Origin of the sequence: Fluviirhizobium alvei (assembly GCF_030551875.1) — a bacterium.
GTDB classification, from domain to species: domain Bacteria; phylum Pseudomonadota; class Alphaproteobacteria; order Rhizobiales; family Rhizobiaceae; genus Rhizobium_E; species Rhizobium_E alvei.
This window is the reverse complement of the sequence record NZ_JAUOZU010000006.1, coordinates 26,705-47,386: the sequence shown is the minus strand read 5'-3', so window position 1 is coordinate 47,386 and position 20,682 is coordinate 26,705. Positions and strand designations below refer to the sequence as shown.

Genomic DNA, 20,682 nt, shown 5'->3' with positions numbered 1-20,682 from the left:
GATCCATGGATTATTCCGACCGCCAGGCAATTGACGCGCTCTTCGGCAAGCTGGCGGATGCCGAACGCCAGACGGGCCCGCGCGATGCCGAAGCGGAAACCTACATCCGCGATCGCATCGCCAGCCAGCCGGCCGCGCCCTACCTGATGGCCCAGACCGTCGTCATCCAGGAACAGGCGCTCAACGCCGCCCAGCAACGGATCGAAGAACTCGAATATGAACTGTCGACGCGACAGTCCTCTTCGGGCGGTTTCTTCGCCTCCCTGTTCGGCAATTCGTCGCAGCCGCGTTCGGCGCCGCCGCGCATGCCGCCACCGCCGCAAGCTCCGGGCATGGCCTCGCCCCAGGCCAACCCCGGTCCGTGGGGCCGCAGCCCTGTCGGCTCTCCCCAGCCGCAGGGCGGCGGTTTCCTCGCCGGTGCGGCACAGACGGCCATGGGTGTGGCCGGCGGCGTGCTGCTCGGCAATGCGATTGCCGGCATGTTCGGCGCCGATACCGCGCATGCGGCCGAGAACAAGAACGAGGATGAAGACAAGGACCAGCAGGATGACGGCGCCGACGATGGCGGCGACGACAGCTTCTTCGATTTGTGAGGACACGGTCCTGAACATTGCAACGCCCGGGCAAGACCCGGGCGTTTTTCGTTGGGATGCGGTTATACCAAGCGTCGATGATAGGAATTGATTGCGCCGGAGCGATTTTGGTTTCCGGCGAGGAGAAAACCACAGACGGACCAGAAGGTCCGGCGCGGATTTTCGACGACGTCCGGAGGGCAAAAGCGCCCGGTCCTCCGGATGGGCCGGACATCCTTCCCCGACTTTGTCGCAATCCTCGACCGATGCCTTTGCATCGCTCTCCGGTATGCTCCGCGTCGGATGACGGCGTCCGGTCCCACGCAATCGGTTTCTATCATTGACGCTTGGTATGACAGTCCGATCAGGCCGCCGGGCTTTGCTCAAGACCACGGATATAGCTGCGCAACTCGCAGGGCTCGCGCGGCACGCGCTTGATGCTGAACACCTGGTTGAGCACCGAAGAGCCCACATGCGGCGAGCGCAGCGTGCGCGGAATGCGGCGAGCCATCAGTGCACCGTTCTCGCGGCGAACATGATCGACGATTTCCGAATTGAACTTGATATTGAGGCAATAGTCGCACAGCGTGAACGGCAGCGCCGCGGTCTTGCCCGTCAGGCAGAGATAGGCGGCGATCGTCGGTGGGATCATTTCCTCGGTGACAAAGCCGCAGGGACCCATCGGATAGACCTGCTGGTAAAGCCGCGCCATGAAGCCGAACGCATCGCGGGTGAAGAACTGGCCCTCTGCCTGACCACCGAAGAAGAGCGGCAGTCCGAGCTTTCCGAGGAAAAGCTTGACGCGCGGATCATCCAGCATCTCCTGCTTGAACAGGTGCCAATCGGTAACCCAGTCGAAGATCTCGGTCTGCGCGCCGAGTTCGTACTTGCGGATATGGGCGGCAAGCCCCGGCTTGACCAGCATTTCGTTGGACGAGATCATCGCGATCTTGTCGAAATCCAGTCCGAGTTCGCTTGCATGTTCGAAATTGGCGATGTGGGTATGGAGGATCCCATGGCCCCAGACCGTTTCGAGCGAGCGCGGATTGATGATGACATTCGGCATGTCGCAATAGCGGTGAAATTCATCCCGGGGAGCGGTGGCTCCTTGGGACACATGCAGCACCACCGTTGCCTCGGGGCAGAAAAAACGAATGTTTTCCAGCTGGTCGCGGACCATGTCCGGACGCTCGTGGACGGGAAGGGAAAGAATAATACCGCTCATGAAATGACCTTGGCTGAGGGTTGAAAAAGGGAACGGGGCTTGCCTTCAGCCGGTCAGGCGGCGGGGTCAGCCAGTCAGTCTTCGAAACGCAGTCTGGTTGCCATGCGGCTTTCGCCGGGGGCCAGTTCCAGCGCATGGGCCGTGGTGAAAGGAACGGTCGGATGCGGAGCGCTGACGAGGCTGTAGCGACCGACCGGCATGTCGAAGAGCACCTGCGGGGCAGAAAAGCCCATCCCCTCGAGCCGCGCGAGCGTCTCCGTCCGGGCACTTTCCGGCCGGATCGAAAGGAAGACGACGCGATGGCCTTGCTCGATCAGATCGCGGGTGGCGACGACCGCCTCCTCGTTGACGCCGACGGCATCGAAGCGCGGTGCGAAATGGGCGTTGCCGCGCTCGAAAATGAACCCGTCGAGCAAGATGAAGTAGGTTCCCGTCTTCTGCAGGTTGCGGCGCCATTCGTTGATTGTGCCCCAATCCTCGTAATCCGAGACCGGCCGACCGCGGAAAGGTTCGCCTTCGAGGATCATGGTGGCGATGATGTCGGATGTATAGAGTTCGCGCTGGCCCAGCGTGCGGTGGCCGGTCAGCCGTTCATAGCAGTCGAGGAATTGCGACGGTTTGCGGAAGAAATAGCCGCCGACCGAGAAGCGGTCGGAAATCACTTCCTTCTCGCGGATCGCGGTGATCACGCCGGATTCATCGACCCGGATATAGCTCTTGTTGCGCGGATTGATGGAATCGAAATTGTTGAGAGATTCACAGCTGACATAGTTATAGGGCTGCTCGATCGCATCGAGCGAAAAACCGTTGTCGCTGTCCTTGATCAGGAATGGCTCGTCGAGACCGGTCGCCCGAATCGTCCGCACCACCGTTTCGGGCTGGCTGGCCGTCGGCTCGTCGAGTACGACGACGGTGATTTTGCGACCGAAAGCCGAGATGAGCCCGGCACGGGCATCATATTTCTCGTCATGTTCCTTGAGGATCGTGACGATGAGATCCGACAGATCGAATTCCAGCTTGCTGACCGCCTCGACGATCATCGGCAGGCCACGGTTGGAGGGCAGCGTCCATTTCGGCGGCACGCCCGGAAAACGCGACGAGCGACCGCCGCAGGGAACGATAACCTTCATTGGGCCGATCCTGTTGTTGACTGGAATTCATCGCAAGCGCGTGCGATCAGCACATCGAGCCGGTCGAGAACGAACTGCCGGTCGGCCTCCGTGCGGGTGTAAGGCAAGATCCGCGCAAAATGGACGCAGAGAATGAGGGCGATGATCGGCTGGGCTCCCGGCAACTGCGCTTCGGAAAAGCCGATCAGCCGGTCGCGCAGATAGTGGATGATCCCCGGCGGCAGTGCCGCTGACTTGCGCGTGTACCAGCCCCCTTCGAGATCCTGGTCGAGCTTGGCGACATCAGCCAGCCAGTGCGGAAAGAACGTGTCGAGCAGATCGATGAAATAGATCCGCCCGTCCTCGGTCACGACGATGTTTTCAAGCGTCAGATCGCCATGGCAGGCGGTTTGCGTCAGTTCCTCGGGCAGGTTTGCCGCGCTGACGAGCGCGACCAGCCGCTCCATGATCTCGCGACCGCGCATCTCATCGACCGGAAGCGAGGCCAGGATCTCGCGGCACTTGCTGAGCATGACATCGCGCGGCACCAAAGCCTGGCGATCATCTTCCAGCGCTGCAAACCGGCCGAGACTGGCGCACAGCCCATCGGCAAAAGCGCGGACATCGTCAAATTCCGCGGTTCTGAGGAAGGAGATGCCGTCGAGCCCCTTCACATAATCCATGTCGAAGAAATAGAGCCCGTCGAGATCGCCCTCATCAAGAATGCGCGGCGTGGCGGCAATGGCATCGAGAAGGCTGCCGGTCAGTTTCTGCTTGATCGCCTGCGTTTTCAGGCGCGCATTGCCGGAAACCGATCCCGAAATCTTGCGCACGAAGGGCGGCGCCTCATCCTCGCGGATGAGAACGATCCGCGCGCCGGAGAAGCCCTTGAGCTCGATCTCGCTGCGGTCGTCTGCGGCCTTCTGTTCCGGTGCGGGTAAAATGCTGCCGCGAACGCTCATGCGCCCGCTCCGGTCCGGCGCCAGGCGGGAATGGCCTGGCGGGTATCGTACACCTGCATTCCGGCGGCACGGGCAGCCGAGACGCCATCATCCATATCCTCGAACACCAGGCAGGCATCCGGCGCCACATCGAGCGCTCTGGCTGCTTTGAGATAGCCTTCCGGAGCCGGCTTGCCCTTCTCGACATCATCGCCGGTGATGATGACGCGAAAGGTCTGCGTCCATCCCATGGCGCGGAGCGTCGTCGTCACGCTGTTGCGTGAACCCGACGAAACGAGCCCGATCGGATAGGCCTGCCGCATGACATCGATGAGCATCGCGGTGGGCAATGCATCGGGCTTCTGCTCGGAAAACAGCACATTGGCGCGCGCCACCTTGCGCTTGTGGATTTCTTCGACCGGCACCGGGCATGGCCGGTCGCCGATTAGACGCGGAATGGTCTCGCGCGCCGCACCGCCGGACCGGGCGATGAAATCGTCAAAGGCGAGCGGAATATCGAATTCGGCGAGCACATCGCGATAGGCGGCGTAGTGGATCGGCATCGTATCGACCAGCGTGCCGTCGAGATCGAACAGCACCGCCGCGACAGCCTGCCGCGCCGTAGCACCGAGATCGAGAAACTGACCGGCTGAAACCATGAACCACCCCTGCGCGACGAAGCCTCATTCCGTCAGAGGGACCGGCTGTCTGAAACCAGAGCTAGCGCTGCGGTCTTGCTTGAAACTTGAGTGGATCAATCGGTTTCAGAAAATTGGCTTGCGGCACTCAGCGTCCGAGACGGCAACGCCAGCAGCTCATCCAATCGAGTTCAAATCGATGGCTTGGCCTGATTGTTTGCCGCCACGGCCGAAATGAAGCTGGCCAACGCGAACGGATCGACATCGAATTGTTCCGTAGAGATTTCCACCGTCTTGCCACCCCACCATCGCAGCATCGAATTGAATATCCTGTGATCGAGCCGGAATCGCCGAAAGGAGACCGTCGCGTCAGGCTTCAAGCGGACTGAAACGAAGGTCCCTCCTTTGCCTGCTTCGATGGAGGTGGAGGCGACATCCCGCCAGGCAATCGGATTGCGGGTCACGCGACTGTCGAAGATCTGGTTCTCATCGAGGGTAATTTTCGCGCCGCCTTCGAACAGCTGGACATAGAGATTGGCCAGACCCCGATTGGCCATTTGCAGAAACATGAACCCAATCAGCCCGATCACCGGAAGGATGAAAAGCATCGGTGCCAGGTAGAATTTCTTCTCATGGTAGGCGGCCCAATTCTGTTTCGGGCCCCACAGGACGAAGCAGAGAGTGAGCATGGGCACCAGCATAATCGGCACGACAGTCATCATCCACCAGGACAGATCGGCTCGACTGCCGCCAATCTCCGCCGGAAGCCGAAACTCGATATCCGGCGGGTTCGATACAAAAATCGTTCGCGTCCCCGGCAAACGGTAGACACCCTTTTCATCCGGCTGGGTCATATCACTCTGCAGCAACCTTGCCGGCCTGATCGCGATTCTTGAGCAGCTTGTAGACGATCGAATCCATCAGCGCCTGAAACGATGCATCGATGATGTTGTCGGAAACGCCAACCGTCCACCAGCGCGCGCCGGTCGCATCGGTCGATTCGATCAGGACGCGGGTGATCGCCTCGGTGCCGCCATTGAGGATACGGACCTTGTAATCTGCCAGTTCCAGATCGGCGATTTCGCGCTGGTATTTGCCGAGATCCTTGCGCAGCGCGATATCGAGCGCATTGACCGGACCATGGCCTTCGGCGACCGACATGGTTTCCTTGCCGTCGATCGACAATTTCACCACCGCCTCGGAAACGGTTTTCAGATTGCCATTGGCATCGAAGCGGCGCTCCACCATCACGCGGAAGCTCTCGACCTTGAAGAAATCCGGCACCGAACCCAGCGTGCGGCGGGCGAGCAGTTCAAAGCTCGCATCCGCCCCCTCATAGGCATAGCCGGAGGCTTCGCGGTCCTTGACGATGCCGATCAGCTGGTCGAGCTTGGGATCGTCCTTGGACACCACGATGCCGCGACGCTTGAGCGCGTTGATGAAGTTGGACTTGCCGCCCTGGTCCGACACCATGACCTTGCGCAGGTTGCCGACCGTTTCCGGCGGCACATGTTCATAGGTGCGCGGATCCTTGAGAAGAGCCGAAGCGTGGATGCCGGCCTTGGTGGCGAAGGCCGAGGCGCCGACATAGGGCATCTGGTGATCGGGCGAGCGGTTGAGCAATTCATCGAAGGCGTGGCTGAGCCGCGTCAATCCCTGCAGCCGTTCCTCGTCGATCGACGTCGCGAACCGCTCCGCAAAGGCGGGTTTGAGCACAAGCGTCGGGATGATGGTGACGAGATTGGCATTGCCGCAGCGCTCGCCGATCCCGTTCAGCGTGCCCTGGATCTGGCGGACGCCGGCCTCGACAGCGGCGAGCGAATTCGCCACCGCCTGGCCGGTATCGTTATGGGCATGGATGCCGAGATGGGTTCCCGGAACGCCTGCCGCGATCACCGCCGCGACGATGTCCCGCACCTCCGAGGGCTGGGTGCCGCCATTGGTATCGCACAGAACCACCCAGCGCGCGCCGGCCTCATAGGCGGTGCGGGCGCAGGCGAGCGCATAATCGGGATTGGCCTTGTAACCATCGAAGAAATGCTCGCAATCGATCATCGCCTCCTTGCCAGCGGCAATCGCCGCTTTGACGGTCTGATCGATCGAATCGAGATTTTCCTCGTTGGTGCAGCCGAGCGCCACCGCGACATGATAGTCCCAGCTCTTGGCGACGAAACAGAGCGCATCGGATTTCGATTGCAGGAGTGCTGCCAGTCCCGGATCGTTGGAGACCGAAACGCCGGCGCGCTTGGTCATGCCGAAGGCAACAAAGGCAGCGTCTTCGGTCCGCTTCTTCTCGAAGAACTTGGTGTCGGTCGGGTTGGCGCCCGGATAGCCGCCCTCGACATAGTCAAGCCCGAACTCGTCCAGCATCGCAGCAATGGCGATCTTGTCCTCGACGGAAAAATCGACGCCCGGCGTCTGCTGCCCGTCGCGTAAGGTTGTGTCGAAGAGGTAGATGCGTTCGCGTGTCATTCGGGTGTACCTTGTCGTGCCAGTGCAGGATCCGTTCTGGCGAAATCATTCGGGAAGGTGGCAGACCGCCTCGATATTGTTGCCATCCGGATCACGGACGAAGGCGCCGTAGTAGTTCGGATGGTAGTGCGGACGCAATCCCGGAGCGCCGTTGTCTTGACCACCTGCTGCAATTGCTGCGGCATAGAAGGCGTCGACCTCGGCACGGGAGGCCGCGGTAAAGGCCATGTGAACGGGCGGCGTCTGCCGTTCGCCCTCATGGAGCCAGAATTGCGGACGCTCGCGGCCATAGCCCACCACGACCTTGCCGCTGGTAAATTCCACAGGCACGGTGGCCAAAAGCGAAATGCCAAGTGGCGCCAGCGCCTGATCATAGAAGGCAATCGCCGCTTCGGGGTTGGAAATGCTCAGCCCGGTATGGTCGATCATCTTTTGTCCTCCTGTTCAGATTTTCCCCGCATACCGATCGGTCGCCTCGATCAGAGCATCGAGAATTCCAGGCTCCGAATAGGCGTGCCCCGCCCCCTCGATCAAGCGGAATTCCGCTTTCGGCCAGGCCTTATGCAACGCCCAGGCATATTTGAGTGGGCACGGCATGTCGTAACGGCCGTGAACGATGGTGCCGGGAATATCGGCGAGCTTGTGGGCGTCGCGCAGCAACTGGCCCTCGTCCAGCCAGCCGGCATTCATGAAGAAGTGGTTTTCGATCCGGGCAAAGGCAAGCGCGAAATTGTCCTCCCCGAATCCACCCGATGTTTCCGGTTCCGGCAGAAGCGTGATCGTCTCACCTTCCCACAGGCTCCAGGCCTTGGCGGCAGCAATCTGCACGGCGCGGTCCTCGCCAGTCAAACGGCGGTGATAGGCGGCCATCATGTCGACGCGCTCGGCCTCCGGGATCGGCGCCAGAAAGCGCTCCCACTTGTCGGGGAACATTTGCGAGACGCCGAACTGGTAGTACCAGGCGAGTTCTGCCTTGGTCAGCGTATAGATGCCGCGCACCACCAGTTCGCTCACCCGCTCGGGATGGGTTTCGGCATAGGCGAGCGCGAGCGTCGAGCCCCAGGAGCCGCCGAAGACCTGCCATTTCTCGACGCCCATCAGAATGCGCAGCCGTTCGATGTCGGCCACCAGATGCCAGGTCGTATTGTTGTCGAGGCTGGCATGCGGGGTAGATTTGCCGCAACCGCGCTGGTCGAACAGCATCACGTCATAGAGTTTCGGATCGAAGAGCCGCCGATGTTTGGGCGAAATGCCGCCGCCCGGACCGCCATGCAGGAACACGGCCGGCTTGGCGCCTTTGGTGCCGGAACGCTCCCAATAGACGCGGTGACCGTCGCCCGTGTCGAGGAAGCCGGTCTCGTAGGGTTCGATCTCGGGATAAAGCGTACGCAGGTCTGTCATTGTGTCGGCTCCGGCGGCCAGATGGCCGTATCATGATCGGGATGCTGATGGTTGGTCACGGCGATGGCCTGGTAACGGCTTTCCTGCTCTTCGGCAGTCTCCGAACCGATGCTGACCGGAAGGGAATCGAGTCCGCCAAACCAGCTTGTCTTGCCATAGACATCGGATTGCCATTCCGGCGGCACCGCCTCGGGCTGATCGAGCGTGGCGAGCATGATCGCGACATGGTCGCCACCCTTTTCGCGATAGAAGAGCGGCGTGCCGCACCGGTTGCAGAAGCCGCGTTCGACGAGATCGGACGATGAAAACCAGGACGGCGTCCCGCGCGTCATTTCGAAATCGGCGAGGGCTGCGCCGCCCAGCGCCGCGAAATAATTGCCGGCCGCCTTCTGGCACATGCGGCAGAAACAGAGATGCGGGCTTGACGGCTTTTTCGCTAGCCGATAGCGCACCGCGCCACACTGGCAGCCGCCGGAATAGGTGCTCATACGCCCTCCTCCTTCGGTCGCCAGGGCTCGGCGGCGAGCGCCTCCTTGGGCGTCCAGTCCACCGTGTCATGGTCCGGATGCTGAAAGGTGACGATATCCGTCAGGAAGGGAGCCGCCTCGAGATCGTCTTCGGTGACGCGCTCTGGCAATTCGTGCAGGTGATCGACAAAGTCGATTTTGGCCTCGACGCCAAACTGCACCGTGGGCGGCAGCCGCTGCGGTTCATCAAAGGCACCGATGGCAAGTCCGACGCCATCAGGTGCCTCATAGCAGAGCGGCGTGCCGCAATTGTCGCAGAAACCGCGCAGCACATGGTTCGACGAGGGGAAATAACGCGGACGGCCCCGCGTCCAGGTGAGCGTCGCCTCGCCGACCGAGACGAGCGGCGCGAAGAAGGAGCCGAACGCCTTCTGGCACATGCGGCAATGGCAGATCGAGGCATCCTTCGGCGCACCTTCCAGTCGAAAGCGCACGGCACCGCACTGACAGCCACCGGTATGGATCTCGCTCATCGGTCCCTCCTCACAAGACGCCGGTGAAATAGAGCACGGCAACCACGATCAGAACCAGCGCCACCGCCTTTCCGACCAGCGCATAGATCAGCCATTTCGGCATCTGCGTATTGGGGTTGGGCGCGTTCATTCCTCATCCTCCGGCCATTTGTCGGTATCGTGATCGGGATGCTGCCAGCTTTCGATCGCGGCGAACCGGGCCTCGATTTCGGGATCATCGAGAGCCGGTTTTTCGAACAGATGATCGATCCAGGGCAGACGGTGCTTGTGATTGACCTGGATCTGCGGCTCGAGCTTTTCGGGATGATCGAAGGCGGCGATCGCCAGTTCGATGCCCTCGCGGGTCTGGTAGGTCAGGGGCGTCCCGCAATGATTACAGAAGCCGCGATGGATCTTGGCTGACGACCGGAACAGCGACGGCGCGCCGCGCGTCCATTCGAGATGGGCGTGATCGGCCGTCACCAGCGCCCCGAAAAACGAGCCGAAGGCCTTCTGGCACATGCGGCAATGGCAGATTGAGGGGCGACCGAGATGGCTGGCGCGAAAGCGCACCGCGCCGCACTGGCAACCGCCGGTCATGATTTCGCTTGCACTCATTCGTGAGGCCTTTCGATCCAGTTTTCGAGCTTCAGCCCGTCGATGCGGGAGAATTCGCCGATATTGTCGGTGACGAGGGTAAGGTCGAGCGACCTTGCATGGGCTGCGATGAGGAGGTCGTTGGAGCCGATGACCACACCCCGCCGTTCAAGATCGGCCCGCACCAAGCCATAAGCGGTCGCGGCGGCTGATGGATAGTCCAGCACGGTGATCCGTGTCAGAAGATAATCAATATCCGCCGCAAGCCTGAGCGATCCCTTCTTCGTCACGCCATAGCGCAATTCCGAAGCAACAATTGCGCTCGTGCAGACAGCGTCGAGACCATGGTGCTCCAGCATCCTTGCAGAACCGCCATTCACGTTGCGAAGGATGTCGGACAGAATGTTCGTATCGAGCATGAAGGATGGCATCAGAGCTCGACTTTCTCCGGCGGCGGATCCACCAATCTCTCGTCAGGCAGGTCATCACCCGTCAGCGGTTCGCGCGATCGAAGCCACAGGAAGAAGTCGCGATCGTCGCTGCTCGGTTCCACGATCAGGCGATTGCCCTCCTTGCGCATGGTCGCTTCGTCACCGAGGAAATCAAAATCCTGAGGGATCTCGATGGCCCTGTGCCCATCTTTCAGGACAATTTTCACATGCCGGATTTCGTTCATGCCGATGCCTCCGTTGGCCGTACGATAAGAATAGGCCAGACCACGCAAAACGCCAATCTTTACCGCTTGATCTCCCAGGTCGTCACGCGCTCGCCCGTCTCCTTGTCCTTGCCGTCCTTGAGCTGGATGCCCTTGGCCAGCAGTTCGTCGCGGATCCGGTCGGCCTCGGCGAAGTTCTTCGCTTTCAGCATTTCCAGACGCATGGCGATGATCGCCTCGATACCCTCGACGAGCGCGCTATCGAGTTGTCTGGCTTTCGGGGTCAGGCCGAGAAGGGCCGCGCTGGCAGCGAATTCCGGCGCACCGGCCTGCGCCAGCGCATGCAGGACCTGGACCGCCGCGACGGTATTCAGATCATCGGCAAGGGCTGCGATCACCGCCTCGCTTGGCGCCGATCCGTCATCTTCGATCGCCGGCCATTTGGCAATCAGCCGCTCGGCCTCCTCAAGTCGCTTGACCGAGAAATCGATCGGTTCGCGATAATGCGTCATCAGCATGGCGAGCCGCAGCACCTCGCCCGGCCAGGAGCGCCCACCGAACTTCTCGGTGGCGAGCAGTTCGTGGATGGTGACGAAGTTGCCCTCGGACTTCGACATCTTGCGGCCTTCGACCTGCACGAAGCCATTGTGCATCCAGAGATTGGCCATCACATGGGTGCCATGGGCGCAGCGCGACTGGGCGATCTCATTCTCATGATGCGGGAAGATCAGGTCGAGCCCGCCGCCATGGATATCGAATGTGTCGCCGAGATAGCGCTGGCTCATCGCCGAGCATTCGATATGCCAGCCCGGGCGGCCATATATGGCGATTGTCTGGCCATTCTCGGTGAAATCCGCCGGCCAGCCCGGCTCGTTGGCTTCGGACTGTTTCCAGAGCACGAAATCGCCGGGATTGCGCTTGTGGGCCTCCACCGCAATGCGAGCGCCGGCCTGCTGGTCCTCGAGCTTGCGCTTGGAAAGCTGGCCGTAATCGGCCATCGAGGCGGTGGCAAACAGCACCTCCCGCCCCTCGCCGCCTTCAGCGACATAGGCATGGCCCTTGTCGAGCAGCGACTGGATGATCGCCACCATCTGGCGGATATTGTCGGTGGCGCGTGGCTCGACCGTCGGCGCAAGGCAGCCGAGGGCTGCGACATCCTGATGGTACTGCGCTTCGGTCTTTTCGGTCACCAGCCGGATCGCGGCGTTGAGCTCCATTCCGGGATGATCGCGCAAGGCCCGGGCATTGATCTTGTCATCGACGTCGGTGATGTTGCGGACATAGGTGACATGGCTCTCGCCATAGACATGGCGGAGCAGCCGATAGAGAACATCGAAGACGATGGCCGGTCGCGCATTACCGATATGGGCGAAGTCATAGACCGTCGGGCCGCAGACATACATGCGCACATTGTTCGGGTCGATCGGCGTAAACGGCGCCTTTTCCCGCGTCAGCGTATTGTAGAATTTGAGTTCGGGACCCTTGCCCATCATTCCGTCTCCCAGCCTGCATGCCGTCGCCGCTGTCCGGGCGTTTCAGGTTCTCTGGGATCAGGAGACGAAAACGGCCGGGCCAGCGAATGCTAGCGAATAATCTTCCGGCAAATGCAAATGATCGTTTTCATGGCGTCGTTATTGCGCGTTCGCGTGCGAGCGTCAAGCGAGCGCATGTCACTCCGGTAACAGATTATCCGTCAGCGCCAGAATAACGATGGGTAACGCAAGAAATCGGTGCGTCACGCCATGCTTTTGTCCCAATCATACGGGCATAAGGGGATGCACAGAAAGAACTGAGATTCAGGATCCATAAACCGATGCAACCGACTGAAAAAAGTAAACAACTCGTTAATGGTCTCGAGGCGACTTTCCGACCGATCGGCCCGCGTGACCTGCTCGCCGCCGCACTTGCCATGCGCGCTCCGGAACAGGCAAAGAAGTCTGCCCATGACGGCAAGGAAAAGTCCGGGATCCGCGTCGCCTGAAGCGCGCGTGACCGACCTGTCGGTCCCTACCGGAAGAGTTCGATCGCCAGGCTGAATGCCAGGAGCGACATGACGAGACCGATGATCGCGTCCAGCACCCGCCAGGCGGAAGGACGCGAGAACAACGGTTCCAGCAGTCGGGCTCCGTAACCGAGCCCGAAGAACCAGACGAACGAGGCGAGCGCCGCTCCGAGCCCATAGGCCAGGCGCTCCTGTCCCTCGAAGGTTGCCGACAGCGACCCGAGCAGCACCACCGTATCCAGATAGACATGCGGATTGAGGAAGGTGAAGGCCAGGCAGGCTGCCACAGCTGCCGCCAGCCCCCTGTCCTCGGTCTTCGCCGCCACCATGATTTCCGGATTGAGCGCCCGACGGAAGGCGATGAAGGCATAGGTTGCCAGAAAGAGCGCGCCACCGGCCGTTACGAGCGTGATCAGGGTCGGATGTTGCGAGATCACCGTTCCGAGACCGCCGACGCCCAACGCAATCAGCACCGCATCCGATAGCGCGCAGATCAGGCACAGCACAAACACATGCTGCCGCAGCAGTCCCTGGCGGAGGATGAAGGCATTCTGGGCGCCGATGGCAATGATCAGCGATGCACCGAGAAAAAATCCCGAAAGGGAAGCTTGAAGCAGAGAGGGCATGGGCGGCTCGTTCGTCAAAGCCCCTCGTTAGTTGAGACCGGGTGAACAGGCAAGCGTCGGAGGGGCGAGCCCGCATATCAGCCGTTTATGATCATCGTTAATTATTTCCTTCCATACCCACTTTTGAGGATGACGATTTAAACAACGAAGTCGTAGAGACTCTCCGCTTGAGTGCCGGAGATATGCGTCAGCCGAAATCCAGGATTTTCGGCTGCTTTTCACTGTCAGTTCAAGCTTTCGCTCGGCGCCGGTCAGCCTATCGAGGATTGGCCGGTCTGCTTCCAGCAACGCTCAAGGAATGACAGGCGCAATGACCACCTTTTCCATCACCAAGACCACGGGCACGAGCGCGGACACGACCGGCTTTACCGAAGTGACCGACAGCCTCACCGATTTCGAGACAACGGTCGGCAACGCCCATTACATCGATTGCACGCCGTCCAGCGATGTCCTGTTCTACAGCAACTACATATCCGGCGTGTACCAGCTGACCTTCAAACTGCAGGGCGAAACTAGCACTTCGATCCTCGATGTGAGAACCAGCGGCATCCATCAGTATGTGGATATGCAGCATATCGGTGCCGTCGGCGATGCCGACGTTTATCTGATGTCCTATATGCGCGACGACTATTTCTATTACGTGGTCTGGGACGACGCCAACAACAAATGGTATGATGGCCAGATTTCCAACGGTGTCACCAGCATCGACAAGATCTACTACAACACCGATGGCGACATCATCTACAAATACACCACCACCAGCGGCGTGAAATATGCGACGCTGGATTCCGGCATCATCTCCAACACGGCGCCGTCGCTGGTCGATTATGATAGCGCCATCAGCGACAGTGAAGCCCTCACCATCGGCGTGGCATCGCTTGCGACCGATGCCGAATCAGACGCGCTCTCCATTACGAACGTCTATGTGAAATCGATCCTGACCTCGGACGATTCGAATGGTGGCGCGCTCGCGGCCATCGATGCCGATGGCAATATCGTCTTCGCCTATACCGGTGCGCTCGATGCCACCACCCTGGCCACCGTCACGCTCGGCTATACGATCTCCGACGGAACCAACACGGTGGATGGCGACCAGATCGTCATTACCGTGGAAGGGTCTGCCGCAACAACGCTGAACCTCAGCCTCGTTCAGGCCCAAGCGCTGATCGATACCTACGGCAGCGATGCCGATCTCGGCGCGATCACCGCCGTGACGCTTGCTGACACGGCAGCGACAATCGAAGGCCTGAGCAGCACCCAGCTCAGCACTCTTCGGTCCTTCGGCGTCACGTCGGTCGATGCGACGGATGGCGAACTCACGCTCGATATCTCGACCATCCGCAACTTCATCACGGCCAGGGTGATCTTTACCGCCGATGATACGGTTAGCGTCTCCGACACTGCGGCCAACCTCGCAACCTTGACGACGACAGAAATCGAATTCGGCGCTCAGGCCCATGTCGATTCGATTACGGCGACCGACGGCGATCTCACCCTGTCGATGGCGCAGGCTCTTGCCCTCATCGCGGGCGGTATCACCGTGACGGGAGACAACGCGCTCATCGTCACCGACACCGCTGCCAAGATCGAAGCGCTGGAAAATACCGATCTCGCCAATCTTTCTTCGCTCGGCGCAACGATCATCGATGCTTCGGATGACGCCCTAACCGTCAACGCCACCTTCATCGACACGATGGTGGACAACAACCTTGCCTTCGGGTCCGACGATACGGTTGTTCTCAGCCTCACTGCGGCGGACGCCAAGTCCTATTCGGATTCGGATCTTGCCAGTCTCGCAGCGGCCGGTGTCGACACGATCGACATTTCCGACGGGCCGAAGCAGTTCCTGGCCAGCTTCGTCACCGCATTGACCAATGCCGGCATCAACCTTTTCGATACAGCCGATGTGTTCGTCGCGACTGGTCGCAAGGACATCTTTACCGGTTCGGCTGCGAATGACGATATTACCGGAGCAGGCGGCAACGATAAACTGACGGGTGCTGCGGGGGATGATTCCCTCTACGGGAACTTCGGAAACGATATCCTCAATGGCAATGCCGGGCTCGACCTTCTGAGCGGTGGTGAAGGCAATGACAAGCTTTTCGGTGGCGACGACAATGACAGGCTCGATGGCGGCACCGGCGACGACCGGCTGTTTGGCGATGCCGGCGCCGACCAGATCTTTGCAGGTGCGGGTCGTGACGTCATCACCGGCGGCACAGGTGCCGACACCTTCTATTTCCTGGCAGGCAACGGCATCGATATCATCGCCGACTTCATGGGGTCCGACGGGGTCCAGGACAAGATCGATCTCGGCAAGATGGAAGGCATCGACCGGATGGCCGATATTCGGGAAATCGCCAGCCAGGTTGGCGATAATGTGGTGATCAACTTCGGTGATGGTGACCGGATCATTCTGAGATCGTTCGACCTCGGCGATCTCGGACGGGCCGATTTCTTGTTCTGACCACACCGAGCCCGGTGCGCCTTACGCCAGCGCACCGGGACTTCTCAGGACCGGGGAACCCTTCAGAACAGGTCCATCTGTCCATCATCGGCCCGCCCCTGGCGGGCCGTCTTTTTGGGACGCGGCGGTTCGGGCTCTCCGGCAACAGGATGAATGCGATCCTGGATATCCGGGCCGGTATTGGCAACCTTGTTGACGCGATCGGACACCGGGATCACCTCGAAGAGATCGTCCTGCGGCGACCGCATGAGATCGAGCACCTCGCGCGGTTCCTGCGTCTTGCAATCGAGCCAGCGCGTGAAATCCTCAGGCGCGATGACCACCGGCATCCGGTCATGAATCGCGCGGAACGACGGCGAAGCATCCACGGTCAGAATGGCGCCGGTATCGACTTCCGAACCGTCAGCCGACGACCAGGTTTCCATCAGGCCGGCAAAGGCAACGATCTTGCCGTTCTTCGGCTTGACCCAATAGGCCTGGCTCTTCTCCCCCGATCCTTTCGGCGGCCGATGCCATTCGTAGAAGCCGGAGGCCGGGATCAGGATGCGTCGATGGCGCATCGCCGCGCGGAAGGAAGCTTTGGAGATCGCGGTTTCCGCACGCGCATTGATCAGCAACGGAAAATCGGCCGGATCCTTCACCCAGCCGGGCATGAAGCCCCAGCGCAGGAGAACCGCCTTGCGGTCCGGCCGGTTGGAACCGGGCTCGGCACTGTCGGCGGCCACGATCGCCAGAATCGGCTGGGTGGGCGCAATGTTGTAGCGCGCCGGAAAATCCTCGATCTCCAGCAGCGCAAACAGCTCGCGCACCTCTTCGGGTGACGCGGTCAGGGAAAATCGTCCGCACATGGCAAAGCTTTGGCAGTTGGCCGTCGCAAGGTCAATCGGACAGCTTGGATGATCGAATGAGTTGCGAACCATCGCACGGAATGCATATTGGGGACATGCAACCCGAATCCGCCGCCTCCGCAATTCTCATCCGCACCGGTCGTATCCTGCTCGTCAGACGCAGGAACCCGCCGGCGCGCGACATGTATGCCTTTCCCGGCGGCCGCGCTGAACCCGGCGAAACGCCTGAACAGAATGCACTCCGGGAATTTTATGAGGAAACCGGAATTCAGGCCCATTCCCCGCGTCATTTCGCCTTCTACGATCTCAGATCGGAAGGGGTCGACCAGAATTTCCATCTCAACGTCTTCCTGGTCGAGGCCGACGAAGATGCCGATGCAGTGGCGGCTGATGATGCGGCTGATGCCGGCTGGTATTCTCCGCGCGAGATCCGCAATCTGCCGGTGCCCGAAAGCGTCATGGAATGCGTGCTGCGCATCGAGCGGGAAATCTTGCGATGATCCGGCCTCTTGTTGTTGCATCCGTTCTCCTTGCCTCTGTGCTGGCACCGGTCGCGCGGGCAGAGGAAGCCAAGAAGGAGGAGCCTCCGGTGGTGAGCGCACCGGAAATGCCGACCCCCTATGATGAAAAGCTCCTGCGGATGTCGGAGATCCTTGGCTCTGTTCATTACCTGCGCAACCTCTGCAAGGGTGGCGAGGACGAATGGCGCAACCTGATGGCTCAATTGCTGGCCGAAGATACGAAAAACGAACCGCAACGCGCCGCAAGATTGACGGCGGCATTCAATCGCGGCTACCGCGCCTTTGCCTCGACCTATGTGAAATGTACCCCGCAGGCGCGGGCTGCGGAGGCGCAATACCGTGCCGAAGGAGCAACACTGGCGGCCGAAATTGCAGCCCGCTTCGGGAATTAACCAAAAATTAACCTCTTTTGATTGCGCCCGGTGCCGATTTGAGAAAACCTTGCTATTGGAATTAACGGATCGGTAAGGTCCGTTCGACCGTAAGGAATTGCAAAATGGAAGCGAGCCTCAAGAAGATTGACGACATGATCGTCCATGAGAAGATGCAGGCTGCGCTGGAATACCAGACCGAGGCCTGGGCCGACGGGCGCGCCGACGGTATCGAACCGGAAATCATTGCCGAAGCTGCCATTTGCTTTGCAATGCAGGAAACGATCCGCCTTTATGGCGAAGAAGGTGCGGAAGCGTTGCTTGAGAGCCTCAAGGAGCGCATTCTGGCGGGGGAATTCTCGCCGGGACGCATTATGCAGTGACGATTGGAGTTGAGATGATGCCTTCCATAGGCGCGTCTTTTGCATTCAGAACCCTCCTCATTCTCCTGATGGTCGGAGGACCGGTTACCTACGCTGCGGCGCTGACAGAGCCGAAGCGCCCTCCCCAGACCGAACTTCAGAAGGACGGCCAGACCCCGAATGACGGGATGGACGATCCCGACGCAGCCGAAGATTCTGCCGAGGACCCCGCGACCGGCCTGCCGATGCCGGATTCCCTGATCGACAAGAATGCCAAGGACAATGCCGGTCCGGCGGTCGATGATCATTCCGACATTCCTGTCGAGATCATTCTCGATCCCGCGTTGCTGCCGGCGCCGGTGCAGAAATTGCGCGTCGCACTGGTGGAAGCCGCCGCATCGGGCGATGTCGAACGGCTGCGTCCGCTGCTCGGCGACGCCAAGGAACCGACCCAGATTGCCATCGGTGACGCGCCGGAAGATCCTATCCTCGGCATCAAGAGCATTTCAGGCGATCCGGATGGGCGAGAAATTCTCGCAATCATGCTGGATATCCTGTCGACCGGTGCCGCTCTTGTAGACAAGGGTACGCCCAACGAGACCTATGTCTGGCCCTATTTTGCCGAAAAATCGCTCGACAAGCTGTCGCCGCCCGAAATCGTGGAACTCTACCGCATCGTCACAGCGGCCGATGTGGTCGATATGAAGGAATTCGGCGGTTACAACTTCTATCGCATCGGCATTTCCGCCGATGGCAAATGGAAGTTCTTCGTCGCGGGAGACTGACGGACGCTTGCCGGGCGGCAGAACTGTGATTACCTGAGGGCGAGACAACCGGAATCGCCCCATGCCCCTCGCCTCCGTTGACAATCGCGCCCTTATTGATGTGACCGGCCCGGATGCCGCCCATCTTCTCCAAACGCTGATCACCACCGATATCGAGGATATCGGCGATGGCGAGACCTGGCCGGGCGCGCTCCTCACGCCCCAGGGAAAAATTCTCTTCGAATTCCTGATCGGCCGCAGAGGGGATGGCTTCGTGCTCGAGACTGCAGAGGCTGACGCCGATCCACTCATCAAGCGGCTGACGCTTTACCGCCTGCGCGCCAAGGTCGATTTCAAGCGACGGGAGACGGCAGCAATCGCCGTAGCCTGGGACGATGCCGTGATCGCGGGCGAATGTTTCCGGGACATGCGCTTCGCCAAGGCCGGCCTCACCCTCCATCGTCTTTATGGGACCGTGGCCCCGGCGGACGATGGCGCCTACCCGGCGTTGCGGCTTGCCAATGGCATTTCCGGCGCCGGCGAGGATGACGGCCTCAAGGACTATTTCCCGCATGATCTTCTCATGGACCGGAATGGCGGGCTCGATTTCCGCAAGGGCTGCTATATCGGGCAGGAAGTGGTGTCGCGCATGCAGCACCGCTCCACCGCGCGGCGGCGCCTTGTGCGCGTCATCGGCCCATCCCCGTTGCCGGAAAGCGGCAGCGCCATTTCCGTTGGCGACCGCAGCATCGGCGAACTGGTGACAAGCGCGGGCAATGACGGGCTTGCCGTGGTCAGGATCGATAAGGCTGGTGCGGCGATGGTCGAGGAGGTTCCGATCACCTGTGGCGGCATTGCGGTAACGCTTGCCCTGCCTGCCTGGTCCGGTCTCGAATTTCCGCGCGAAGCAGACGAGGCGCAGTCATGAGCGGCAAGCAGCCGCCGCGTGCCTGGCAGCGGATGCTGTCGGGTCGCCGGCTCGATCTGCTCGATCCGTCGCCGCTCGATGTCGAGATCGTCGACATTGCTCATGGTCTGGCGCGCGTGGCACGCTGGAACGGCCAGACCCATGGCGACCATGCCTTTTCGGTCGCCCAGCATTGCCTCGTGGTCGAGGAGATTTTCCGCCGCCAGAATCCGGCGTCAAGAGCGGATGAGTGGCAGATGGCCCTGTTGCATGACGCGCCCGAATATGTGATCGGCGACATGATTTCGCCCTTCAAGTCCTTCGTCGGCGGTGGATACAAGACGATCGAAAGCCGGCTGGAGGCCGCCGTCCATCTCCGGTTCGGCCTGCCGCCGCATCCGACGGCGCTGCTCAAGAGCGCGATCAAGAAGGCGGATACGGTTTCGGCCTATTTCGAAGCAACGGAACTCGCCGGCTTCACCATGGCCGAGGCCCGCAAATTCTTTGGCCAGCCGCGCGACATCTCCAAGGACAATCTTCCCCTCGTTCCGATGCCAGCGCTTGTGGCGCAACGTCTTTTCGTGGAACGTTTCGAAGCGATCGAAACCGCCCGCGCCCAAGCCAAATAGGACAGTCATGCCCACGATCCTCGTGTCCCCCCTGTCGAAGATTGCCGAAGTGGCCGCCCGCAACGGCGTCACCGAAATGATCAGCCTGATTGCCGAAAAGCAGGATTTTCATCGGCCTGGCATCATCGATCCGGGCCGGCATCTCAATCTCGCCGTCAACGATATCGCCTTTGCCGGCGGCGATGGCCTGATCGGTCCGGCTGAAGCCCATGTGCGCGCCATCGTCGATTTTGCCCGCGCCTGGGACCGCGATCGGCCGCTGCTCGTCCATTGCTGGATGGGGGTATCGCGATCCCCGGCCGCCGCATTGATCGCAGCGCTTGCCGTCGATCCCGAACTCGATGAAGACCGTCTCGTCAAACGCCTGCGTGACGCCTCACCGCAAGCCAGCCCCAATAGCCGGCTGGTGGAGCTGGGCGACAATGTGCTCGATCGGTCGGGCAATCTCGTTCGCGCGGTCAAGGCCATCGGCCGTGGCAGGGATTATGAGGGGGACGCGCCTTTCGCACTTGAGTGGTAGGACCATTGGCAATGGATCTGGTGGCTTCACGCGCCAGATGCTGCAAGCATGTCAAAGTTAGCAATTCGAGATCATT

At 60.6% G+C, this 20,682-nt stretch carries 26 protein-coding genes; 10 read left to right on the top strand and 16 right to left on the bottom strand.

Annotation, left to right across the window (positions count from 1 at the left end):
* Nucleotides 1-5 precede the first annotated feature (5 nt).
* Nucleotides 6-593 (top strand): DUF2076 domain-containing protein, encoded by a 588-nt coding sequence (locus tag Q4481_RS06670; RefSeq protein WP_304375550.1) that lies wholly within the window; start codon nt 6-8, stop codon nt 591-593.
* Between the two features lie 343 nt (nt 594-936).
* On the opposite strand, the gene Q4481_RS06665 is transcribed toward Q4481_RS06670, so the two are convergent.
* The 14 genes from Q4481_RS06665 to cysS all read right to left on the bottom strand — a co-directional run bounded on the left by Q4481_RS06665 (nt 937) and on the right by cysS (nt 12,079).
* Complete coding sequence (locus Q4481_RS06665; protein WP_304375549.1) at nt 937-1,797, bottom strand: hypothetical protein; 861 nt, start codon at nt 1,795-1,797, stop codon at nt 937-939.
* Between the two features lie 74 nt (nt 1,798-1,871).
* On the bottom strand, nt 1,872-2,927 hold the full coding sequence (locus Q4481_RS06660; RefSeq protein ID WP_304375548.1) for a glycosyltransferase family protein: 1,056 nt from the start codon (nt 2,925-2,927) through the stop codon (nt 1,872-1,874).
* On the bottom strand, nt 2,924-3,868 hold the full coding sequence (locus Q4481_RS06655) for an aminoglycoside phosphotransferase family protein (protein ID WP_304375547.1): 945 nt from the start codon (nt 3,866-3,868) through the stop codon (nt 2,924-2,926). The genes Q4481_RS06660 and Q4481_RS06655 overlap by 4 nt, the downstream gene beginning before the upstream one ends.
* Entirely contained in the window at nt 3,865-4,506 is a 642-nt protein-coding gene (locus Q4481_RS06650) for an HAD family hydrolase (RefSeq protein ID WP_304375546.1), read from the bottom strand. The genes Q4481_RS06655 and Q4481_RS06650 overlap by 4 nt, the downstream gene beginning before the upstream one ends.
* 170 nt (nt 4,507-4,676) lie before the next feature.
* Nucleotides 4,677-5,339: a hypothetical protein gene (locus tag Q4481_RS06645; RefSeq protein ID WP_304375545.1), complete on the bottom strand. Its 663-nt coding sequence runs from the start codon at nt 5,337-5,339 to the stop codon at nt 4,677-4,679.
* Between the two features lies 1 nt (nt 5,340).
* The gene (gene cimA, locus Q4481_RS06640; RefSeq protein ID WP_304375544.1) at nt 5,341-6,957 is read right to left on the bottom strand and encodes a citramalate synthase; all 1,617 of its coding nucleotides are present in this window, start codon (nt 6,955-6,957) and stop codon (nt 5,341-5,343) included.
* A 45-nt stretch (nt 6,958-7,002) separates the two neighbouring features.
* Nucleotides 7,003-7,386, bottom strand: coding sequence for a VOC family protein (locus Q4481_RS06635; protein WP_304375543.1), 384 nt, complete (start codon nt 7,384-7,386; stop codon nt 7,003-7,005).
* 15 nt (nt 7,387-7,401) lie between these two features.
* Entirely contained in the window at nt 7,402-8,358 is a 957-nt protein-coding gene (gene pip, locus Q4481_RS06630; protein WP_304375542.1) for a prolyl aminopeptidase, read from the bottom strand.
* The gene (locus Q4481_RS06625; RefSeq protein ID WP_304375541.1) at nt 8,355-8,846 is read right to left on the bottom strand and encodes a GFA family protein; all 492 of its coding nucleotides are present in this window, start codon (nt 8,844-8,846) and stop codon (nt 8,355-8,357) included. Before Q4481_RS06625 ends, pip begins: the two co-directional genes overlap by 4 nt.
* Complete coding sequence (locus Q4481_RS06620) at nt 8,843-9,358, bottom strand: GFA family protein (RefSeq protein WP_304375540.1); 516 nt, start codon at nt 9,356-9,358, stop codon at nt 8,843-8,845. The genes Q4481_RS06625 and Q4481_RS06620 overlap by 4 nt, the downstream gene beginning before the upstream one ends.
* 126 nt (nt 9,359-9,484) lie before the next feature.
* Nucleotides 9,485-9,955, bottom strand: a complete 471-nt coding sequence (locus Q4481_RS06615; protein WP_304375539.1) for a GFA family protein — start codon at nt 9,953-9,955, stop codon at nt 9,485-9,487.
* Nucleotides 9,952-10,365, bottom strand: a complete 414-nt coding sequence (locus Q4481_RS06610; protein WP_304375538.1) for a type II toxin-antitoxin system VapC family toxin — start codon at nt 10,363-10,365, stop codon at nt 9,952-9,954. The genes Q4481_RS06615 and Q4481_RS06610 overlap by 4 nt, the downstream gene beginning before the upstream one ends.
* Nucleotides 10,365-10,610, bottom strand: a complete 246-nt coding sequence (locus Q4481_RS06605) for an AbrB/MazE/SpoVT family DNA-binding domain-containing protein (RefSeq protein ID WP_304375537.1) — start codon at nt 10,608-10,610, stop codon at nt 10,365-10,367. Before Q4481_RS06605 ends, Q4481_RS06610 begins: the two co-directional genes overlap by 1 nt.
* Nucleotides 10,611-10,669: 59 nt before the next feature.
* The gene (gene cysS / locus Q4481_RS06600; protein ID WP_304376068.1) at nt 10,670-12,079 is read right to left on the bottom strand and encodes a cysteine--tRNA ligase; all 1,410 of its coding nucleotides are present in this window, start codon (nt 12,077-12,079) and stop codon (nt 10,670-10,672) included.
* 323 nt (nt 12,080-12,402) lie between these two features.
* Between cysS and Q4481_RS06595 the strand changes: the two genes are divergently transcribed.
* Complete coding sequence (locus Q4481_RS06595; RefSeq protein ID WP_304375536.1) at nt 12,403-12,570, top strand: hypothetical protein; 168 nt, start codon at nt 12,403-12,405, stop codon at nt 12,568-12,570.
* A gap of 26 nt (nt 12,571-12,596) precedes the next feature.
* On the opposite strand, the gene Q4481_RS06590 is transcribed toward Q4481_RS06595, so the two are convergent.
* Nucleotides 12,597-13,208, bottom strand: a complete 612-nt coding sequence (locus Q4481_RS06590; RefSeq protein WP_304376067.1) for a LysE/ArgO family amino acid transporter — start codon at nt 13,206-13,208, stop codon at nt 12,597-12,599.
* Between the two features lie 319 nt (nt 13,209-13,527).
* Here Q4481_RS06590 and Q4481_RS06585 point away from each other — a divergent pair, with 319 nt between their 5' ends.
* On the top strand, nt 13,528-15,684 hold the full coding sequence (locus Q4481_RS06585; protein WP_304375535.1) for a calcium-binding protein: 2,157 nt from the start codon (nt 13,528-13,530) through the stop codon (nt 15,682-15,684).
* 62 nt (nt 15,685-15,746) lie between these two features.
* Here Q4481_RS06585 and Q4481_RS06580 read toward each other — a convergent pair whose 3' ends face one another.
* Nucleotides 15,747-16,532, bottom strand: a complete 786-nt coding sequence (locus Q4481_RS06580; protein ID WP_304375534.1) for an SOS response-associated peptidase — start codon at nt 16,530-16,532, stop codon at nt 15,747-15,749.
* Nucleotides 16,533-16,627: 95 nt separating this feature from the next.
* Between Q4481_RS06580 and Q4481_RS06575 the strand changes: the two genes are divergently transcribed.
* The 7 genes from Q4481_RS06575 to Q4481_RS06545 all read left to right on the top strand — a co-directional run bounded on the left by Q4481_RS06575 (nt 16,628) and on the right by Q4481_RS06545 (nt 20,606).
* Entirely contained in the window at nt 16,628-17,032 is a 405-nt protein-coding gene (locus tag Q4481_RS06575) for an NUDIX domain-containing protein (RefSeq protein ID WP_304375533.1), read from the top strand.
* Entirely contained in the window at nt 17,029-17,445 is a 417-nt protein-coding gene (locus Q4481_RS06570; RefSeq protein ID WP_304375532.1) for a TIGR02301 family protein, read from the top strand. The genes Q4481_RS06575 and Q4481_RS06570 overlap by 4 nt, the downstream gene beginning before the upstream one ends.
* A gap of 104 nt (nt 17,446-17,549) precedes the next feature.
* Complete coding sequence (locus Q4481_RS06565) at nt 17,550-17,807, top strand: hypothetical protein (protein WP_304375531.1); 258 nt, start codon at nt 17,550-17,552, stop codon at nt 17,805-17,807.
* A gap of 17 nt (nt 17,808-17,824) precedes the next feature.
* Nucleotides 17,825-18,571: a hypothetical protein gene (locus Q4481_RS06560; protein WP_377353590.1), complete on the top strand. Its 747-nt coding sequence runs from the start codon at nt 17,825-17,827 to the stop codon at nt 18,569-18,571.
* Between the two features lie 61 nt (nt 18,572-18,632).
* The gene (gene ygfZ, locus Q4481_RS06555; protein WP_304375529.1) at nt 18,633-19,478 is read left to right on the top strand and encodes a CAF17-like 4Fe-4S cluster assembly/insertion protein YgfZ; all 846 of its coding nucleotides are present in this window, start codon (nt 18,633-18,635) and stop codon (nt 19,476-19,478) included.
* Complete coding sequence (locus Q4481_RS06550; RefSeq protein ID WP_304375528.1) at nt 19,475-20,086, top strand: YfbR-like 5'-deoxynucleotidase; 612 nt, start codon at nt 19,475-19,477, stop codon at nt 20,084-20,086. Before ygfZ ends, Q4481_RS06550 begins: the two co-directional genes overlap by 4 nt.
* A 7-nt stretch (nt 20,087-20,093) precedes the next feature.
* Nucleotides 20,094-20,606: a tyrosine phosphatase family protein gene (locus Q4481_RS06545; RefSeq protein WP_304375527.1), complete on the top strand. Its 513-nt coding sequence runs from the start codon at nt 20,094-20,096 to the stop codon at nt 20,604-20,606.
* The last annotated feature ends 76 nt before the right edge of the window (nt 20,607-20,682 follow it).

What these genes read in the sequence shown, in the direction of transcription:
- Q4481_RS06670 (WP_304375550.1), top strand. Translation starts at nt 6, where the DNA reads ATGGATTATTCCGACCGCCAGGCAATTGACGCGCTCTTCGGCAAGCTG.
- Q4481_RS06665 (WP_304375549.1), bottom strand. Translation starts at nt 1,797, where the DNA reads ATGAGCGGTATTATTCTTTCCCTTCCCGTCCACGAGCGTCCGGACATG.
- Q4481_RS06660 (WP_304375548.1), bottom strand. Translation starts at nt 2,927, where the DNA reads ATGAAGGTTATCGTTCCCTGCGGCGGTCGCTCGTCGCGTTTTCCGGGC.
- Q4481_RS06655 (WP_304375547.1), bottom strand. Translation starts at nt 3,868, where the DNA reads ATGAGCGTTCGCGGCAGCATTTTACCCGCACCGGAACAGAAGGCCGCA.
- Q4481_RS06650 (WP_304375546.1), bottom strand. Translation starts at nt 4,506, where the DNA reads ATGGTTTCAGCCGGTCAGTTTCTCGATCTCGGTGCTACGGCGCGGCAG.
- Q4481_RS06645 (WP_304375545.1), bottom strand. Translation starts at nt 5,339, where the DNA reads ATGACCCAGCCGGATGAAAAGGGTGTCTACCGTTTGCCGGGGACGCGA.
- cimA (WP_304375544.1), bottom strand. Translation starts at nt 6,957, where the DNA reads ATGACACGCGAACGCATCTACCTCTTCGACACAACCTTACGCGACGGG.
- Q4481_RS06635 (WP_304375543.1), bottom strand. Translation starts at nt 7,386, where the DNA reads ATGATCGACCATACCGGGCTGAGCATTTCCAACCCCGAAGCGGCGATT.
- pip (WP_304375542.1), bottom strand. Translation starts at nt 8,358, where the DNA reads ATGACAGACCTGCGTACGCTTTATCCCGAGATCGAACCCTACGAGACC.
- Q4481_RS06625 (WP_304375541.1), bottom strand. Translation starts at nt 8,846, where the DNA reads ATGAGCACCTATTCCGGCGGCTGCCAGTGTGGCGCGGTGCGCTATCGG.
- Q4481_RS06620 (WP_304375540.1), bottom strand. Translation starts at nt 9,358, where the DNA reads ATGAGCGAGATCCATACCGGTGGCTGTCAGTGCGGTGCCGTGCGCTTT.
- Q4481_RS06615 (WP_304375539.1), bottom strand. Translation starts at nt 9,955, where the DNA reads ATGAGTGCAAGCGAAATCATGACCGGCGGTTGCCAGTGCGGCGCGGTG.
- Q4481_RS06610 (WP_304375538.1), bottom strand. Translation starts at nt 10,365, where the DNA reads ATGCCATCCTTCATGCTCGATACGAACATTCTGTCCGACATCCTTCGC.
- Q4481_RS06605 (WP_304375537.1), bottom strand. Translation starts at nt 10,610, where the DNA reads ATGAACGAAATCCGGCATGTGAAAATTGTCCTGAAAGATGGGCACAGG.
- cysS (WP_304376068.1), bottom strand. Translation starts at nt 12,079, where the DNA reads ATGGGCAAGGGTCCCGAACTCAAATTCTACAATACGCTGACGCGGGAA.
- Q4481_RS06595 (WP_304375536.1), top strand. Translation starts at nt 12,403, where the DNA reads ATGCAACCGACTGAAAAAAGTAAACAACTCGTTAATGGTCTCGAGGCG.
- Q4481_RS06585 (WP_304375535.1), top strand. Translation starts at nt 13,528, where the DNA reads ATGACCACCTTTTCCATCACCAAGACCACGGGCACGAGCGCGGACACG.
- Q4481_RS06580 (WP_304375534.1), bottom strand. Translation starts at nt 16,532, where the DNA reads ATGTGCGGACGATTTTCCCTGACCGCGTCACCCGAAGAGGTGCGCGAG.
- Q4481_RS06575 (WP_304375533.1), top strand. Translation starts at nt 16,628, where the DNA reads ATGCAACCCGAATCCGCCGCCTCCGCAATTCTCATCCGCACCGGTCGT.
- Q4481_RS06570 (WP_304375532.1), top strand. Translation starts at nt 17,029, where the DNA reads ATGATCCGGCCTCTTGTTGTTGCATCCGTTCTCCTTGCCTCTGTGCTG.
- Q4481_RS06565 (WP_304375531.1), top strand. Translation starts at nt 17,550, where the DNA reads ATGGAAGCGAGCCTCAAGAAGATTGACGACATGATCGTCCATGAGAAG.
- Q4481_RS06560 (WP_377353590.1), top strand. Translation starts at nt 17,825, where the DNA reads ATGCCTTCCATAGGCGCGTCTTTTGCATTCAGAACCCTCCTCATTCTC.
- ygfZ (WP_304375529.1), top strand. Translation starts at nt 18,633, where the DNA reads ATGCCCCTCGCCTCCGTTGACAATCGCGCCCTTATTGATGTGACCGGC.
- Q4481_RS06550 (WP_304375528.1), top strand. Translation starts at nt 19,475, where the DNA reads ATGAGCGGCAAGCAGCCGCCGCGTGCCTGGCAGCGGATGCTGTCGGGT.
- Q4481_RS06545 (WP_304375527.1), top strand. Translation starts at nt 20,094, where the DNA reads ATGCCCACGATCCTCGTGTCCCCCCTGTCGAAGATTGCCGAAGTGGCC.